Raw genomic sequence first — 19,627 nt, 5'->3', positions numbered from 1 at the left:
TCGCTCGGCGCCGAACGCCGTCGCGGTGGCGTCACCCGGGTAAGAACACGCTCACCCTGGAGATGTCTATGCCGGCCGGGTCGGATCGAGTCGTCGAAGCACTGCGCGTCGCCGTGCAGGAGAACAAGCAGCTGCGGCGCCAGAACACCACGCTGCTCGCCGCGGCGGCCGAACCGGTCGCCGTCGTCGCCATGAGTTGCCGGTACCCGGGCGGGGTTCAGTCGCCCGAGGACCTGTGGCGGCTGGTGGCCGACGGCGTCGACGCCGTCACCGGGTTCCCCGAGGGCCGCGGCTGGCCGGACTCGCGGCACCAAGGCGGGTTCCTGCACCGCGCCGGGGACTTCGACCCCGCCTTCTTCGGCATTTCGCCGCGCGAGGCGCTCGCCATGGACCCGCAGCAGCGGATCGTCCTCGAGCTGGCCTGGGAAGCCTTCGAACGCGCCGGCATCGACCCGCGCGAGGTCGAGGGAGGCACCGGCGGCGTCTTCGTCGGGGCCGGCTCCATGGGGTACGGCCGCGGGCTCGCCGCGCTGCCCGACGGCGTCGAGGGCTACCTGGTCACCGGCACCGAATCCTCGGTCATCTCCGGCCGCATCGCCTACTTCTACGGCCTGGAAGGGCCCGCCGTCACCGTCGACACGGCGTGCTCGTCGTCGCTGGTCGCGCTGCACTGGGCGGCCCGCGCGCTCCGGGCACGGGAGTGCTCCTTTGCGCTCGCCGGCGGCGTCGCCGTGATGGCCACCCCCGGTCTCTACGGCGAGTTCGACCGCCAGGGCGGGCTGGCCTCCGACGGCCGCTGCAAGTCCTTCGCCGAGGCCGCCGACGGCGCCGGGTTCTCCGAAGGCGCCGGGCTCCTGCTGCTGGAACGGCTGTCCGACGCCCGCCGCAACGGCCACGAGGTGCTCGCCGTCATCCGCGGCTCCGCGGTCAACTCCGACGGCGCCTCCAACGGCCTCACCGCGCCCAACGGCCCGTCCCAGCAACGCGTGATCCGCCAGGCCCTGGAAAACGCCGGGCTCACCACCGACGACATCGACACCGTCGAGGCCCACGGCACCGGCACCATCCTCGGCGACCCCATCGAGGCGCAGGCGCTGCTGGCCACCTACGGCCGCGAGCGCGCCGGCGACCCGCTCTGGCTCGGGTCGTTCAAGTCGAACGTCGGGCACACGCAGTCCGCCGCCGGCGTTGGCGGCGTCATCAAGACCATCCAGGCCATGCGCCACGGCGTCCTGCCGCGGACGCTGCACGTCGACGCGCCGACGTCCCATGTGGACTGGAGCGCCGGCCGGGTCTCGCTGCTGACCGAGCCGCGCCCGTGGCCGGAGACCGGGAAACCGCGCCGCGCCGCCGTTTCGTCGTTCGGCATCAGCGGGACCAACGCGCACCTGATCCTCGAACAGCCGGTCCCCGAACCGGTCGAAGCCGCCGAACGCCGGGAGCCCGCCGGGTACCTGTGGCCGATCTCCGGCCGCACGCCGGACGCGTTGCGCGAGCAAGCCGCCCGCCTGCTGGCCCACCTCGACGCCCGCCCGGAGCACACCCCGCTCGACGTCGCCCATTCCCTCGCGACCACGCGCGTCGCTTTCCCGCATCGGGCGGTGGTCACCGGCGCCGACCGTGACGAACTGCTGGCCGCCCTGCACGCGCTCGCCACCTCGGCCGCCGCGCCCGGCGTGCACACCGGCTCGGCCGGGCACCCCGGCGCGTCGGCGTTCCTGTTCACCGGCCAGGGTTCCCAGCGCGCCGGCATGGGTGACACGCTGGACTTCCCGGTGTTCACCCGCACCCGATCCGAGATCCTCGCACTGCTCGACCTGCCCGAAGACGCCACTGTGGACGACACCGGCGTCGCGCAGCCCGCGTTGTTCGCCTTCGAGGTCGCGCTCTTCCGCCTGCTCGAATCCCTGGGCGTGCGCCCGGACTTCGTCGCCGGGCACTCCGTCGGCGAGATCGCCGCGGCCCACGTCGCCGGCGTGCTGTCGCTGCCGGACGCCGTCAAGCTCGTCGAAGCCCGCGGCCGGCTCATGCAGGCGCTGCCCGCCGGCGGCGCCATGGTCGCGATCCAGGCGGCCGAAGCCGACGTCCTCCCGCTGCTCACCGGCGACGTCTCGATCGCCGCCGTCAACGGCCCCGACGCCGTCGTCGTGTCCGGCGCCGAGGACGCGGTGCTCGCCATCGCCGCGCGGTTCGAGAAGACCAAACGGCTCACGGTCAGCCACGCGTTCCACTCGCCGCTGATGGACCCCATGCTCGACGACTTCCGCGCGGTGCTGGACACCCTGACCTTCGTCGAACCGTCGATCCCGATGGTCGCGTCCGGCGATGTGTCCACAGTGGACTACTGGGTCCGGCACGTGCGCGACGCCGTCCGCTACGCCGACACCGTCGGCGACCTGGTTTCCCGCGGTGTCACCACGTTCCTCGAAGTCGGCCCGGACTCGACGCTCTCGGCGATGACGGCCGAGCTGACCGGCCCGGACACCGACTGCATCCCCACCGCCCGCCGGGGCCGCAACGAGACGGCCACCCTGCTGTCGGCGCTGGCCCGCTGGCACGTCCGCGGCGGCGCCTTCGACTGGACGGCGTGGCACGACGGCACCGGCGCCCGCGTCGTCGACCTGCCCACCTACGCCTTCCAGCGCCGCACCTACTGGCTCGAAGGCGGCACCGGCGGCGACCTCGGCCAGGTCGGGCTCGACCCGGCCGGGCACCCGCTGCTCGGCGCGGCCGTCGAACTGCCCGAATCCGGCGGTTTCCTGTTCGCCGGCGAGCTGTCCGTGCGCCGCCAGGCCTGGCTCGGCCAGCACGAGATCCTCGGCACCAAACTCCTGCCCGGCACGGCGTTCCTGGAACTGGCGGGCCGCGCCGGGGCGCAGGTCGGCTGCGCCCGCGTCGTAGAACTCACGTTCGCGGCGCCGCTCGTGCTGCCCGCGTCCGGCGGCGTGCGCGTGCAGGTCGTCGCCGGCCCGCCCGCCGAGGACGGCAGCCGCTCGGTCAGCGTCTACTCCCAGCAGGACGACACTTGGGTGCGGCACGCCGCCGGCCGCCTGGGCGTCGGCGGCGCCCCCGCCGCGGTCCTGCCGGCGGAGTGGCCGCCCGCCGGCGCCGAACCCCTTGACCTGGACGGCTTCTACGAGGGACTGGCCGGGCAAGGACTCGGCTACGGACCCGCGTTCCAGGGCCTGCGCGCGGCCTGGCGGCACGGCGACGAGGTCCTCGCCGAAGTCGCGCTGCCGCCCGAGCACGAGACCGAAGCCGCGTCGTTCGGCCTGCACCCGGCCCTGCTGGACGCCGTCCTGCACGCCTCGGCCCACCTCGGCCGCGACGGCCTGCCCTTCTCCTGGACCGGCGTCGGCGTCCAGCCCGCGCACGCCACCACCTTGCGCGCCCGGCTCACCCCGGTGGGGGAGAACGCCGTCGCGCTCGCCGTCACCGACCCCGCGGGCACCCCGGTGCTCGCCGCCGACGCGCTGACGTTCCGGCCCGTCGCCGCCGGGGACCTGCGCGCGACCCGGCACGAATCCCTCTTCCGTCCCGTGTGGACACCCGCGCCCGCGGTCGCCGTCACGCAGCCCGCCGACGACGCCGACTGGGTCGTGCTCGGCACCGGCCTGGGCTTCGCCACCCCTGCCGTGGTCCCCGACCTCGCGACCGTCCGCCTCAGCGGCGTCCCGGCCGTCGTCCTCGCCCCCGTGCCGCCCGGCGCGGGCGACGCGGCCGCCGCTCACGCCGCCACGGCCTGGGCCCTCGAACAGCTGCGGACCTGGATCGCCGAACCGGAGTTCGCCCGGTCACGGCTGGTCTTCGTCACCGCGCACGCCGTCCCGGCCGCCGAGGGCGACGTCGTCGACCCGGCCGCCGCCGCGGTCTGGGGTCTCGTCCGCTCCGCGCAGGCCGAACACCCCGACCGGTTCGTGCTGGTCGACGTCGACGAGCCCGAGCACCTCACCGCGCCGCTGCAGCGCGTCCTCGACTCCGGCGAAGCCCAGGCCGCCCTGCGCGACGGCGGGATCGTCCTGCCAAGGCTGGCGCGCCTCCCAGTCGGCGACGGCCCGGCCGCGCACTTCCCGGACGGCGCCACCGTCCTGGTCACCGGCGGCACCGGCGGGCTCGGCGGCCTGGTCGCGAAGCACCTGGTCACCACCCACGGCGTCCGGAGCCTGCTGCTCGCCGGCCGTCGCGGCCCCGACGCCCCGGGCGCGCCCGAACTGCGCGAAGAGCTGACCGCGCTCGGCGCCGACGTCACCATCGCCGCCTGCGACGCCGCCGACCGCGACGCCCTCGCCGCGCTGCTGGCCGCGCACCCGGTCGGCGCGGTCGTGCACGCCGCCGGCGTCCTCGACGACGGCGTCGTGGAAACCCTGACGCCCGAACGCATCGCGACCGTCTTCCGCGCCAAGGCCGACGCGGCCTGGAACCTGCACGAGCTGACCCGCGACCTCGGCGCGTTCGTCCTGTTCTCCTCGGCCGCCGGCGTGCTCGGCAGCCCGGGGCAGGCCAACTACGCCGCCGCCAACGCCTTCCTCGACGCGCTCGCCCAGCGGCGCCGCGCCGACGGCCTGCCCGGCCAGTCCCTGGCCTGGGGTGCCTGGGCGGGGGACGCCGGGATGGCGGCCCGGCTGTCCGACGCCGACCACCGCCGCCTCGCCGCCGCGGGCCTGCCCCCGCTCGACCCGGCCGAGGGCCTGGCGCTGTTCGACGCCGCCCTGACCGAAGCCGAACCCGCCGTCCTGCCGATGCGCGTGGACGTCGGCGCCCTGCGCGGCCGCCCGGGTGTCCCGGCGCTGCTGCGCGGGCTCGTGCCCGGCGGTGCCGCGCCGGGCACGAGCCGCCCGGCGTCCGCGCTGGCCGACCGGCTCGGCGGGCTCGCCGAGGCCGACCGCGCCCGCGCGCTGGAAGAGCTGGTGCGCACCGAAGCCGGGCTCGTGCTCGGCTACGCGGCCACCGACACCGTCGACGGCCGCAGTGCCTTCAAGGACCTCGGCTTCGACTCGCTGACCGCCGTCGAGCTGCGCAACCGCCTCGACGCGGCGACCGGCCTGCGCCTGCCCGCGACGCTCGTCTTCGACTACCCGACCCCGGAAGCGCTCGCCGCGCACCTCGACCGCGAACTGTCCGGCGCCGTCGCCGAGGAGACCCCGCTGCTGGCGCGGCCGGTGTCCGACGACCCGATCGTCATCGTCGGCATGGGCTGCCGCTACCCGGGTGGCGTCGGCTCGCCGGAAGACCTGTGGGACCTGGTCGACTCGGGCGTCGACGCGGTCTCCGGCTTCCCGGTCAACCGCGGCTGGGACGTCGAGGGCCTCTACCACCCGGACCCCGACCACCCCGGCACGTCGTACACGCGCCACGGCGGTTTCCTGCACGAGGCCGGGAAGTTCGACCCGGCGTTCTTCGGGATGAGCCCGCGGGAAGCGCTTGCCACCGACTCGCAGCAGCGGCTGCTGCTGGAAGTGTCGTGGGAAGCGGTGGAGCGCGCGGGCGTCGACCCGGTGTCGCTGCGCGGCTCGCGGACCGGCGTGTTCGTCGGCGTGATGTACTCCGACTACGGGATGCTGCTGCAGGGCAGCCCGGAAGCCGACGCCTACCAGGGCAACGGCAGCGCCCCGAGCGTCGCCTCCGGCCGGATCGCCTACACGATGGGCCTCGAAGGCCCCACGGTCACCGTCGACACCGCGTGCTCGTCGTCGCTGGTCGCGCTGCACTGGGCCGCGCAGGCCCTGCGGCAGGGGGAGTGCTCCCTCGCACTGGCCGGCGGCGTCACGGTCATGTCGACGCCCGGCTCGTTCGTCGCGTCCAGCCGCCAGCGCGGCATCGCCGCCGACGGCCGCTGCAAGTCCTTTTCGGACACCGCCGACGGCGTCGGCTGGTCCGAAGGTGCTGGCATCCTGGTCCTGGAACGGATGTCGGACGCCCGCCGCAACGGCCACGAGATCCTCGCCGTGCTGCGCGGCTCCGCCGTCAACTCCGACGGCGCGTCCAACGGCCTGACCGCCCCGAACGGCCCGTCGCAGCAACGCGTGATCCGCCAGGCGCTCGCCGCGTCCGGACTGTCCACGAAGGACGTCGACGTCGTGGAAGCGCACGGCACCGGGACGACGCTGGGCGACCCGATCGAAGCGCAGGCCCTGCTCGCCACCTACGGCCAGGACCGGGAAAACCCGCTCCTGCTGGGCTCGATCAAGTCCAACATCGGGCACGCGCAGGCCGCGGCCGGGGTCGCCGGGATCATCAAGGTCGTCCAGGCGATGCGCCACGGCACGCTGCCGCGCACGCTGCACGTCACCGAGCCGTCGACGCACGTCGAGTGGGCCGCCGGGAACGTCGAGCTGCTCACCGACGCGCGGCCGTGGCCCGCCGAGGCCGGCCGCCCGCGCCGCGCGGGTGTCTCGTCGTTCGGCATCAGCGGCACCAACGCGCACGCCATCATCGAGGAACCGCCGGTCGTCATCCCGGCCCGCGACGAGGCCGAGCGCGAACTGCCGTGCGTGCCGCTGGTGCTCAGCGGCCGCACGCCGCAAGCCCTGCGTGACCAGGCGGCTCGCCTGCTGGACGTCACCGCGGACCCGATCGACCTCGGGTACTCCCTGGCCACCACGCGCTCGGCGTTCGACCACCGCGCCGTCGTCCTCGCCCCCGAAGGGCTCGCCGCGCTCGCCGAGGGCCGCCCGTCGCCGCTGGTCACCACCGGCGAGGCGAAGGGTGCGCCGAAGGTCGCGTTCGTCTTCACCGGCCAGGGCGCCCAGCGGCCCGGCATGACCCGCGGCCTCTACGACACCTTCCCCCAGTTCGCCACCGCCCTCGACGCTGTGCTCGACCGCCTCGACCCGCGAGTGCGCGAAGTCCTGTGGGGTGAGGACGCCGAGGCGCTGGCGCAGACGGGGTTCGCGCAGCCCGCGTTGTTCGCGGTCGAGGTCGCGCTGGTGCGGCTGCTGGCCGGGTGGGGTATCCGGCCGGACTTCGTCGGCGGCCACTCCGTCGGCGAGATCGCCGCCGCGCACGTCGCCGGGGTGCTGTCGCTGGACGACGCCTGCACGCTGGTCACCGCCCGCGCGTCGCTCATGCAGGACCTCGAGCCCGGCGGCGCGATGGTCGCCGTCCGCGCCACCGAGGAAGAGATCGCGCCCCACCTGACCGGCGAGGTCGCGCTCGCGGCGGTCAACGGCCCGGATTCAGTGGTGCTGTCGGGTGTCGAAGCCGCCGTGCTCGCCGCGGCGGCACACTTCCCGGACACCAAGCGGCTCACCGTGTCGCACGCGTTCCACTCGCCGCTGATGGACCCCATGCTGCCCGCCTTCCGCGACGCCATCGCGGGGCTGACCTTCGCCGATCCCGCCGTGCCGGTGATCGCCGAGGGGGACGTCACCGACCCGGAACGCTGGGTCGCGCACGTCCGGGAGCCGGTCCGGTTCGCCGACACCGCCGAGCACCTGCGCGGCGCCGGCCTGATCGTCGAGATCGGCCCGGACGCGGTCCTGGCCGCGATGACCGACGGCATCCCGGTGGCCCGCCGCGGCCGCGACGACGTCGAGACCCTGGTCGCCGCGCTCGGGCAGCTGCACGTTTCCGGCGTCCGGATCGACTGGTCCGCCTTCTTCGCCGGGACCGGCGCGCAGCGGGTTCCGTTGCCCACGTACGCGTTCCAGCACGACTGGTTCTGGCCCTCGGCGGCCGCACCGGCCGGCGAGACGGCCGACACCGAGTTCTGGGCCGCCGTCGACCGCGGCGACGCCGCCGGACTGGCCGCGCGGCTCGACGTCGACGACGCTTCGGTGAGCGCGCTGCTGCCGGCGTTGTCCTCCTACCGCCGTTCGCGCCACGAAGAGTCCGTTGTGGACAGATGGCGCCACAAGGCCACCTGGGTCCCGCTCACCGCGGCCCGCCCGGGCAGCGGCTCCTGGCTCGTCGTCGTCCCGGCCGCGCTGGCCGCCGACCCGTGGGTCACCACCGTCGCCGGGTACTTCGACGGCGAGCCCCTGATCTTCGACGACACCATCGGCGACCGCCTGCGCGACCGCGAGTTCGACGCGGTGCTTTCCCTGCTGGCCCTGGACGAAACCGGCTTCCCCGGCGTCCCGGCCGGGCTCACCGCCACCGCCACGCTGCTGCAGGCGCTCGGCACCACGCCACTGTGGTCGGTCACCCGCGAGGCCGTCGCGGTGGCGCCGGGCGACCCGGTGACCGGGCCCGCGCAGGCCGCCGTCTGGGGCCTCGGCCGCGCCGCCGCGCTCGAACTCCCGCAGCGCTGGGGTGGTCTCGTCGACCTGCCCGCCGAACTCGACGCCGAAGTGCCGCGCCGGCTCGCCGCCGCGCTGACCGGCGCCGGCGGCGAGGACCAGCTCGCCATCCGCGCGGGTGGGCTGTTCGGCCGCCGGATCGTCGCCGCACCGACGGCGGCCCGTGCCCCGGAGCCCGGCGAGGGCACCACGCTCATCACCGGCGGCACCGGCGCCCTCGGCGCCGAAGTCGCGCGCCGCCTGGCGAAGGCCGGCCGCACGCTGGTCCTGCTCAGCCGCCGCGGGCCCGACGCCCCGGGCGCGGACGAACTGCGCCGGGAGCTCACCGAGCTCGGTGCCGAGGTGACCATCACCGCGTGCGACGCCGCCGACCGCGCCGCCCTCGCCGCCGTGCTGGCCGGGATTCCCGGCCTGACCGACGTCGTGCACACCGCCGGGGTCCTCGACGACGGCGTGCTCGGCACGCTCACCCCGGACCGCTTCGAGGCCGGCTACCGCGCCAAGGCCGAAGCCGCGTGGCACCTGCACGAGCTGACCGGCGGCCTGCGCTCGTTCGTGCTGTTCTCCTCGGTCGCCGGCACCTTCGGCTCGGCCGGCCAGGCCGCCTACGCGGCCGCCAACGCGACCCTCGACGCGCTCGCCGAGCACCGCCGCGGCCTCGGCCTGCCCGCGACGTCGATCGCCTGGGGCCCGTGGGCCGGCGGCGGCATGCTCGCCGCCGACGCGGGAGTCGCCGACCGCGCCCGCCGGGGCGGGCTCACCCCGCTCGACCCGGAGCGCGCGACCGCCGCGCTGGACCGCGTCCTCGCGGACACCACCGTCGTCGTCGCCGACATCGACTGGGCCCGCTACACCCACGTGCTGCGCCCGGGCCCGCTGCTCAGCGGCATCCCGGCGGCCGCGCGCGCCGAAGCCCCGCGTGGCGAGGAAGAATTGCGTGCCCGGCTCGGCGCCGTCCCCGAGGACGACCGGTTCGACTTCCTGCTCGGGCTGCTGCTGGAGCAGGTCGCGGTGGTCCTCGGCCACACCGGCACCGCGGGAGTGGCGCCCGACCGCGCGTTCCGCGACCTCGGCTTCGACTCGCTCACCGCCGTCGAGCTGCGCAACGTCGTCGCGCTGGCGACCGGGCTCGACCTGCCGCCGTCGCTGGTGTTCGACCACCCGACCCCGGAGATCCTCACCCGCCACCTGCTGGGCGAGCTCGCCGGAACGCTGGTCGAGACCACCGCGCCGGTCCGCGCGGCGGCCGACGACGACCCGATCGTCATCGTCGGCATCGGCTGCCGGTTCCCCGGCGGCGTCCGCGGGCCCGAGGACTTCTGGCGCCTGCTCGCCGGCGGCGAGGACGGCATCACCGGCTTCCCCGGCGACCGCGGCTGGGACCTCGCCACCCTCGCCTCCGGCTACGAGTACGCGCTGACCGGCGGTTTCCTCGACGGCGTCACCGACTTCGACGCCGACTTCTTCGGCATCTCGCCGCGTGAGGCGCTGGCGATGGACCCGCAGCAGCGGCTGCTGCTCGAAGTGTCCTGGGAGGCCCTCGAGCGCGCCGGGATCGACCCGGCGACGCTGCACGGCGGCGACACCGGCGTGTTCGTCGGCACCAACGGGCAGGACTACGGCACCCTGCTCGCCACCTCCGGCGAAGACGTCCAGGGTCACCTCGCCACCGGCACCACCGCGAGTGTCCTTTCCGGACGGTTGTCCTACACGCTCGGGCTGGAAGGGCCTTCGGTCACCGTCGACACCGCGTGCTCCTCGTCGATGGTCGCGCTGCACTGGGCCGCGCAGGCGCTGCGCCGCGGCGAGTGCACGACCGCGCTGGCCGGCGGCGTCACGGTCATGACCACGCCGAACTCCTTCGCCGAGTTCGCCCGCCAGGGCGGGCTCGCCGCCGACGGCCGCTGCAAGCCCTTCGCCGACGGTGCCGACGGCACCGGCTGGTCCGAAGGCGCCGGGATCCTCGTCGTCGAACGGCTTTCGACCGCCCGCGAGCAGGGCCACCCGGTGCTCGCCGTGGTCCGCGGCACCGCCGTCAACTCCGACGGCGCGTCCAACGGCCTCACCGCCCCCAACGGCCCCGCGCAGCAACGCGTGATCCGCCAGGCGCTCGCCGACGCCGGACTGTCCACTTCGGACGTCGACGCGGTCGAGGCGCACGGCACCGGCACGGTCCTCGGCGACCCGATCGAAGCGCAGGCCCTGCTGGCCACCTACGGCCGCGACCGCGAAGAACCGCTGTGGCTCGGCGCGGTCAAGTCCAACCTCGGCCACACGCAGGCCGCCGCCGGCGTCGCCGGGATCATCAAGATGGTCCTGGCGCTGCGCCGCGGCGAGCTGCCGAAGACCCTGCACGTCGACGCGCCGTCGAGCCGCGTCGACTGGACCGCGGGCGACGTACGCGTGCTCACCGAGCACCGCGCCTGGCCGGAGTCCGGGCGGCCGCGCCGCGCCGGCGTCTCGTCGTTCGGACTGAGCGGCACCAACGCGCACGCGATCCTCGAACAGGCACCGGTGTTCGACGACGTCGTCGCCGAAGAACCCGCGACCGCGCCCCTGCTGCTGTCCGCGCGCACCCCGCAGGCGCTGTCGGCGCAGGCCGCGCGGCTGCACGCGCTGCTGAGCGACCGGGCTCCCGCCGGGATCGCCCGGGCCCTCGCCACCACCCGCACCGCGTTCCCGTACCGCGCGGCCATCGTCGGGGACCCCCTCGACCAGCTGGCCGTGCTCGCCGAGACCCCCGTCGGGTCGCCCGCGCGGACCCGAGCCAAGAGCGCGTTCGTCTTCGCCGGGCAGGGCGCGCAGCGGCCGGGCATGGGAGCCGAGCTGTACCGGCGCTTCCCGGTGTTCGCCGAAGCCTTCGACGCCGTGTGCGCGCACTTCGACCAGCCACTGCGGGACGTCGTCTTCGCCGCGGACGGCACGCGGCTGGACCGCACCGACTGGACGCAGCCCGCGGTCTTCGCGCTGGAGGTCGCGCAGTACCGGCTGCTGGAATCCCTCGGGGTCAAGCCGTCCTGGCTCGCCGGGCACTCGGTCGGTGAGATCGCCGCCGCGCACGTCGCCGGGGTGCTGTCGCTGAAGGACGCGTGCACGCTCGTCGCCGCCCGCGGCCGCCTGATGGCCGCGCTGCCGTCCGGCGGCACGATGGCCGCGGTCCGCGCACCCGAAGCCGAAGTCCGGGAGTTCCTGGCCGAAGGCGCGACGATCGCCGCGGTCAACGGACCCCGCGCGGTCGTCGTCGCGGGCTCCGAAGCCGCCGTCACCCGGACCACCGACGCGCTCACCGCGGCCGGGCACCACATCCGGCCCCTCGCGGTCAGCCACGCGTTCCACTCGCCGCTGATGGACCCGATGCTCGCCGAGTTCGCCGAAGTGCTGGCGGGCTTGGAGTTCGGGGAGGCCCGGCTGCCGATCGTGTCCACCGTGACCGGTCAACTCGCCGATCTGCGCACGCCGGAGTACTGGGTCGAGCACGTGCGACAGCCCGTCCGCTTCGCCGACGCCGTGCGCGTGCTCGGCGAACAGGGGGCCGCCGCCGTCGTCGAGCTGGGGCCGGACGGGTCCCTGTCCGCCGCCGCGAGCGAGATCCTCGGCTCCGGCGTCGCGTGCGTCCCGCTGCTGCGCCGCGACCAGCCCGAGGAGACCGCGTTCGTGACGGCGCTGGGCCGCCTGCACGTCGCCGGCGTGCGGGTCGGCTGGCCCGCGTTCTTCGGCCCGGCCGGCGGCCCCGGCCCGGACCTGCCCACCTACCCGTTCCAGCGGGAGCGCCACTGGCCGCGCACCTCCGGCGCGGTCGCCGGGGACCTCGGCTCGGCCGGCCTCGACGCGGCCCGGCACCCGCTGCTCGGCGCGGGCGTCGAACTCCCGGATTCCGGCGGGTTCCTCTTCACCGCACGGCTTTCGCTGCGCACCCAGCCGTGGCTGGCCGACCACTTCGTGCTCGGCGCGGCCCTGCTGCCCGGCACGGCCTACCTCGACCTCGCGATCAAGGCGGCCGACCGGGCGGGCTGCGACCGCGTCGACGAGCTGACCCTCGAAGTCCCGCTCGTCCTGCCGTCCGACGGCGCGGTGCGGCTGCAGGTCGTCGTCGGCCCGGCCGGCGCCGCGGGCGACCGCGCCCTGGCCGTGTACTCCAGCCCGGAGGGCGGTGGCGAGCAGCCGTGGACGCGGCACGCGAGCGGCCGCCTCGGCACCGGCACGGCCACCCCGGACGCCACCGCCGCGTGGCCCCCGCCGGACGCCGAACCCGTTGCCCTGGAGGGGTTCTACGAGCGGCTCGCCTCGGGCGGGTTCGCCTACGGCCCGCTGTTCCGCGGGCTCAAGGCCGTCTGGCGCACCCCCGGCGCGGTGTACGCCGACGTCGTGCTGCCCGAGGAAGCCGAGCGGGACGCCGCCGCGTTCGGCCTGCACCCGGCGCTGCTGGACGCCGTCCTGCACGCGGCCGAGCACGCCGGGCTGACCGAGGTGGACGGGGGCAGGCTGCCGTTCGCGTGGAGCGGCGTCACGCTCCACGCGGGTGGCGCGGCGGTCGTGCGCGCCAAGCTCACCCGGCTCGGCGAGGACTCCGTCGCCATCGAACTGCGCGACGCGGCCGGCGACCCGGTCGCCTCGGTCGGTTCGCTGGTGCTGCGGCCCGCGGCCCCGGCCCGGACCCGGCCCGTCGACTCGCTGTACCACCTCGACTGGGTCCCGATCCCTCGTCCCGTCGAGGAAGCCGCCTTCGTCGTCCACCGCGTTCCGGCGGGCGGACCCGGCGGCGTACGCACCGCGACCGCCGACGCGCTCGCCGTGCTGCAGTCCGATCAGGACTCCCCGCTGGTGTTCGTCACGTCCGGGATGGACGATCCGGCCGCCGCGGCCGTCTGGGGCCTCGTGCGCTCGGCGCAACGCGAGCACCCGGGCCGGTTCTTCCTGTCCGATGTGGACGGCACGCCGGAGTCCCTCGCCGCGCTGCCCGCCGTGGTGGCGTCCGGGGAACCGCAGACGATCGTGCGGGACGGCGAGATCAGCGCCGCCCGGATCGCCCGCGTCCCGTACGCCGACGACGTCGTCCCGCCGAAGTGGGACGAAGGCACCGTGCTGATCACCGGCGGCACCGGCGGGCTCGGGGCCACGCTGGCCCGCCACCTGGTGACCGCCCACGGCGCCCGGCGGCTCCTGCTGGTCAGCCGCCGCGGGCCCGGCGCCCCCGGCGCGGCCGAACTGACCGCCGAGCTGACCGCGGCCGGCGCCGAGGTCGACGTCGCCGCGGCGGACGTCGCCGACCGCGCCGAACTGGCCCGCGTACTCGACGGCGTCGCGCTGTCCGCCGTCGTGCACACCGCCGGTGTCCTCGACGACGGCACCCTCGGCTCGCTCACCCCCGAGCGGCTCGACACCGTGCTGGCGCCCAAGTTCGACGCCGCCTGGCACCTCGACGAGCTGACCCGCCACCTCGACCTGACCGCGTTCGTCGTCTACTCCTCGGTCGCCGGCACCTTCGGCGCGGCCGGGCAGGCCAACTACACCGCGGCGAACGCGGCCGTCGACGCGCTCGTCCGGCGCCGCCGGGCCCGCGGCCAGAAGGCGCTTTCCCTCGGCTGGGGCGCGTGGTCGCGCGCGGGTGGGATGACCGCCACCCTCACCGACGCCGACCTGCGCCGGATGGCCGCCACCGGCATGCCCGCGCTCGAACCGGAGCACGCCCTCGCGCTGTTCGACGCGGCCTGCGCGTCCGGGCTCGACACCGTCCTGCCGGTCCGCCTCGACTTCGCCGCGCTCGGCGCGCAGCCCGAGGTCACGCACCTGCTGCGCGGCCTGGTCCGCACCCCCGCCCGGCAGGCGGCGGCCAACCTGCCGCGGCTCGACGGCCCGCTGCTCGGCCTCACCGGCGCCGAACGGTCCCGCGCCGTGCTCGACCTCGTCCGCGCGCAGGTCGCGGCGGTCCTCGGGCACACCGGCACCGCCGGGGTCGCCGCCGACCGGCCGTTCCGCGAGCTGGGCTTCGACTCGCTCACCGCGGTCGAGCTGCGCAACCGCCTCGACGCCGCCACCGGGCTGCGGCTGCCCGCCACGCTCACCTTCGACTACCCGACCCCGGCCGAGCTGGCCGCGTTCCTGCTCGGCGAGGTCGACGTCCCCGAGCCGGTCACCACCACGGCCGCGGTCACCGGCGACCCGATCGTCATCGTCGGCATGGGCTGCCGCTACCCGGGCGGTGTCGGCTCGCCCGAAGACCTCTGGACCCTCGTCGACCAGGGCGTCGACGCCGTCACCGACTTCCCGGCCAACCGCGGCTGGGACGTCGACGGCCTCTACCACCCCGACCCCGACCACCCGGGCACGTCCTACACGCGCAGCGGTGGTTTCCTGCACGACGCGGGCGAATTCGACCCGGCGTTCTTCGGGATGAGCCCCCGCGAAGCCCTCGCGACCGACTCGCAGCAGCGGCTGCTGCTGGAGGTCTCCTGGGAGGCCGTCGAACGGACCGGCGTCGACCCGCGCTCGCTGCGCGGCTCCCGCACCGGCGTGTTCGTCGGCGTCATGTACTCCGACTACGGCCTGCTGCTGCAGGGCAGCCCCGACACCGAGGGCTACCAGGGCAACGGCAGCGCCCCGAGCGTCGCCTCCGGCCGCGTCGCCTACGCGTTCGGGCTGGAAGGCCCGACGCTGACCGTCGACACGGCGTGTTCGTCGTCGCTCGTCGCCCTGCACCTTGCGGCCCGTGCCCTGCAGAACGGGGAGTGCTCGCTCGCGCTCGCCGGCGGCGTCACGGTGATGTCCACGCCCAGCACGTTCATCGGCTTCAGCCGCCAGCGCGGCCTGTCTGCCGACGGTCGCTGCAAGTCCTTTTCGGACACCGCCGACGGCGTCGGCTGGTCCGAAGGCGCCGGGATCCTCGTGCTGGAGCGGATGTCCGACGCGAAGCGCAACGGCCACGAGATCCTCGCCGTCGTCCGCGGCAGCGCGGTGAACTCCGACGGCGCGTCCAACGGCCTCACCGCCCCGAACGGCCCGGCCCAGCAACGCGTGATCCGCCACGCGCTCGCCGCGTCCGGTCTGTCCACTTCGGACATCGACGTCGTCGAGGCGCACGGCACCGGCACCACCCTCGGCGACCCGATCGAAGCCCAGGCGCTGCTGGCCACCTACGGCCGGGACCGGGAGACCCCGCTGCTGCTCGGGTCGATCAAGTCGAACCTCGGCCACACCCAGGCCGCCTCCGGCGTCGCCGGGATCATCAAGATGGTGCAGGCCATGCGCGCCGGCTCGCTGCCGCGCACCCTGCACGTCACCGAGCCGTCCACGCACGTCGACTGGTCGGCCGGCGGGATCGAGCTGCTCACCGAACCACGCGCCTGGCCGGAGCACGGCCGTCCGCGCCGCGCCGCGGTGTCGTCGTTCGGCATCAGCGGCACCAACGCCCACACCGTGCTCGAAGCGCCGCCCGCCGTCGTGGTGCCCCCGCGGGACGAGCCCGGGCCGTCGGCCGTCGCCTGGCCGTTGTCCGGCCGCACGCCGGAAGCGCTGCGGGCGCAGGCTTCCCGGCTGCTCGCGCACCTCGCCGAGCGCCGCGACGTGGATCCGGCCGACATCGGGTTCGCGCTGGCCACCACCCGGACGCAGTTCGCCGAGCGCGCGGTCGTCACCGGCACCACCCGCACCGACCTCGAGACCCGCCTGGAGGTGCTGGCCCGCGGCGGCAGCGTCGCCGGGCTGGTCACCGGGACGGCGGGGGAGCAGGTGCCCGCGTTCCTCTTCGCCGGGCAGGGCAGCCAGCGCGCCGGCATGGGCAGGGAGCTCGCCGAGCGCTTCCCGGTGTTCGCCGAAGCGCTGGACACGGTGCTCGCGCGGCTCGACCGGGAGCTGGACCGCCCGCTGCGGGAGCTGCTCTTCGCCGATGACGCCGGTGCGCTCGACGAGACGCAGTACGCGCAGCCCGCGCTGTTCGCCTTCGAAGTCGCGCTGTACCACCTGGTCCGCTCGTGGGGGATCACGCCGGAGTACCTGGCCGGGCATTCGATCGGCGAGATCGCGGCCGCGCACGTCGCCGGGGTGTTCACCCTCGACGACGCCTGCACGCTGGTCGCCGCGCGCGGCCGGCTCATGCAGCAGCTGCCCGAGGGTGGCGCGATGATCGCCGTGCAGGCCACCGAGGACGAGGTCCGGCCGCTGCTGGCCGGGCGCGAGGACGAGGTCGCGCTGGCCGCGGTCAACGGCCCGGCGTCGGTCGTCGTGTCCGGCGCCGCCGGCCGCGTAGAGGAGATCGCCGCGCACTTCGCCGCCGACGGCCGCAAGACCCGGCGGCTGCGCGTCAGCCACGCGTTCCACTCGCCGCTGATGACCCCGATGCTCGACGACTTCCGCAAGGTCGTCGCCGGGCTGACCGCGGCCGAACCCACGGTCCCGATCGTCTCGACGGTCACCGGCGACCTGGTCACCGCCGCGACGCTGGCTTCGGCCGAGCACTGGGCCGAGCAGGTCTGGCGGCCGGTGCTGTTCGGCCCGGCCGTCCGGCGGCTGACCGCGCTCGGCGTCACCGCGTTCGCCGAGATCGGTCCCGACGCGACGGTGTCCGCGATGGCCGCGGAATCCCTCGACGCTTCGCGGCTCGCGGTCCCGTTCCTGCGCCGCGACCGGGCCGAAGCCGACGCGGCCGTCGAAGCGCTCGGCCGGCTGCACGTCGCCGGGGTCACCCTCGACTGGACCGCGCCGGCCGGGCCCGGCGCGCGGGCCGTGCCGCTGCCCACCTACGCCTTCCAGCACCAGTGGATCTGGCCGGGCGGCGGGCTTTCCCAGGCCGGCGACGTCGCCGCGGCCGGGCTGTGGGCCGCCGGGCACCCCCTGGTCGGTGCCGCGGTCGAGCTGCCGGACTCCGGCGGCCTGCTGTTCACCGGCCGCCTCTCGCTCGCCGCCCAGCCGTGGCTGGCCGGGCACACAGTCGGCGGGGCCGTGGTGGTCCCGGGCACGGCGCTGCTGGAGCTGGCCGTGCGTGCCGGCGACCAGGCCGGCTGCCCGCGCGTCGACGAGCTCACCCTGGAAGCCCCGCTGGTCGTGCCGGACGGCGGCCGGGTCGTCGTCCAGGTCGCCGTAAGCGGCGACGAGGACGGCGTCCGCACCCTGCGCGTGTACTCCCGCGACGACGGCGAACCGGGGGCGGCCTGGACCCGGCACGCGAGCGGCACACTGGTGTCCGTTGTGGACGACCCCGTCCCCGGCTGGTCCGAGTGGCCGCCCGCCGGCGCCGAAGCCGTTGACCTGTACGGCTTCTACGACACGATGGCCGACCGCGGCCTCGGCTACGGCCCGATGTTCCAGGGCCTGACCCGCGCCTGGCGGCACGACGGCGACGTCTACGCCGAAGTCGCGCTGGCCGAGGACGACCACGACGCCGCCGCGCAGTTCGTCGTGCACCCGGCGTTGCTCGACTCGGCGCTGCACGCGGCGTCGCTGCTGGAGGTCGGCGGCGGGCTGCCGTTCAGCTGGTCGGGTGCCTCGTTCCTGGCCTCCGGCGCGACCGCGCTGCGGGTCCGGCTCACCCCGGTCGACGGCTCGGTCGCGGTCACCGCGACCACCCCGGACGGCACCCCGGTCGTCGCCGTCCGCTCGCTCGCGTTGCGGGCGGTGCCCACCACGGCCGCCCCGGCGCCGACCGGCTACCAGCTCACCTGGCCGTCGCTCCCCGAAGCCCCGCTGCCATCCGCGGTTCCCCCGGTGACCCTGCTGCCGGTTCCCGCCGCCGACGGCCCGGTCCCGGCCGCCGTCCGAGCGGTGACCGCCCAGGTACTGGCGGACGTCCAGCGCGGGCTGGCCGGCGAACCGGCCCTCGTCGTCGTCACCCGCAACGGGGTCGCCGTCGAACCCACCGAGCACGTCGACCTGGCCCACGCCGCCGTCTGGGGCCTGCTCCGCGCGGCCCAGCTGGAGAACCCGGGCCGCATCGTCCTGCTGGACTCCGACGTCGACGACGTCCCGCAAGCGGCCATCGCCGGCGCCCTCGCGGCCGCCGAACCCCAGGTCGCCCTCCGCGCGGGACGCCTCCACACCGCCCGCCTGACCCCCGCACTTTCACGTGAAAGCTCCGCTCTGCGCTACAAAGCGGCGCTTTCACGTGAAAGCTCCGCGTCCTGGGAGCCGGAGGGGACCGTGATCATCACCGGCGGGACCGGCGGGCTGGGCGCGACCTTCGCGCGGCACCTGGCCGGTCGCGGGGTGCGGCACCTGCTGCTGCTCGGCCGGCGCGGGGAAGCGGCACCGGGGGTCGCGGAGCTCGTCGCCGAGCTGGCCGAGCTGGGTGCGCAAGCCCGGGTCGTCGCCTGCGACGTCAGCGACCGGGACGCCCTCGCGAAGGTCCTCGAAGAGGCCGAGCCGGCCGCGGTCGTGCACGCCGCCGGTGTGCTCGACGACGGCGTCCTCGGGGCCCTGACCCCGGAGCGCCTGGACACCGTCTTCGCGCCCAAGGTCGACGCCGCCTGGCACCTGCACGAACTCACCGCACCCGGCACCCGGCTGGTCTTCTTCTCCTCGATCGCGGGCACCCTCGGCGCGGCCGGCCAAGGCAACTACGCCGCCGCCAACGCCTTCCTCGACGCGCTCGCCCACCAGCGGGCCGCCGAGGGCAAGGCCGGCGGTTCGATCGCCTGGGGCGCGTGGCACACCGGCATGGCCGGCACGCTCACCGAAGCCGAACTGGCGCGGATGCACCGCTCCGGCCTGCCCCCGCTGTCCACAGAGGACGGTGTCGCGCTGTTCGACGCCGCGCTGGACACCGGCCTGCCCGCGGTCGCGGCCCTGCGGCTCGACCTCGCCGTGCTGCGCGGCCAGGACCCGCTCCTGCCCGCCCTGCGCGGCCTGGTCACCACCACGCCGAGGCGCGGCACCGCCGTCGAACCCGGCGGCGACCTGGCCGCCCGGCTGGCCCCGCTGCCGTCCGAAGACCGGCTCCCGGTCACGGTCGCCCTCGTCGGCAAGCAGGTCGAGGCCGTGCTCGGGCACGAGGGCGCGGTGGGCGCCGACGTCAGCTTCACCGACCTCGGCTTCGATTCGCTGACCTCGGTCGAACTGCGCAACCGCCTCGAGGCCCGCACCGGCCTGCGGCTGCCCGCGACCCTCGTCTTCGACCACCCGACGATCACCCGGGTCGCCGAGTTTCTGGTCGCCGCCGCGCTCGGCGACGGCGCGGCCGCCCGCCCGGCGCTGGCCGAGATCGAAAAGCTGGAAAACCTGCTGGCGGCCGTCGCCTCCGACGACGACGCCCGCACCGCGATCACCGTGCGGCTGCAAGCCCTGCTCGTCAAGTGGACCGGACCCGGCGAGGCGGCCGAAACGCCGTCGACCGGCGGCCTGGGTGCCGACGAGCTCTTCGCGTTCATCGACAACGACTTGGGGGTGAAGTGACCCGTGGC

1 protein-coding gene is annotated in these 19,627 nt (G+C 75.6%); it reads left to right on the top strand.

The genetic code is table 11. The features are described 5' to 3' along the window. The first annotated feature begins 68 nt into the window (after positions 1-68). Complete coding sequence (locus SD460_RS34050) at positions 69-19,619, top strand: type I polyketide synthase (RefSeq protein WP_318307276.1); 19,551 nt, start codon at positions 69-71, stop codon at positions 19,617-19,619. Positions 19,620-19,627 lie beyond the last annotated feature (8 nt).

Source organism: Amycolatopsis solani, from assembly GCF_033441515.1.
GTDB classification, from domain to species: Bacteria; Actinomycetota; Actinomycetes; order Mycobacteriales; family Pseudonocardiaceae; genus Amycolatopsis; species Amycolatopsis solani.
This window is presented reverse-complemented; position numbering and strand designations above follow the sequence as displayed.

Bases quoted from the DNA above. Each gene is read 5' to 3' on its own strand.
- SD460_RS34050 (WP_318307276.1), top strand. From the start codon at position 69: ATGCCGGCCGGGTCGGATCGAGTCGTCGAAGCACTGCGCGTCGCCGTG.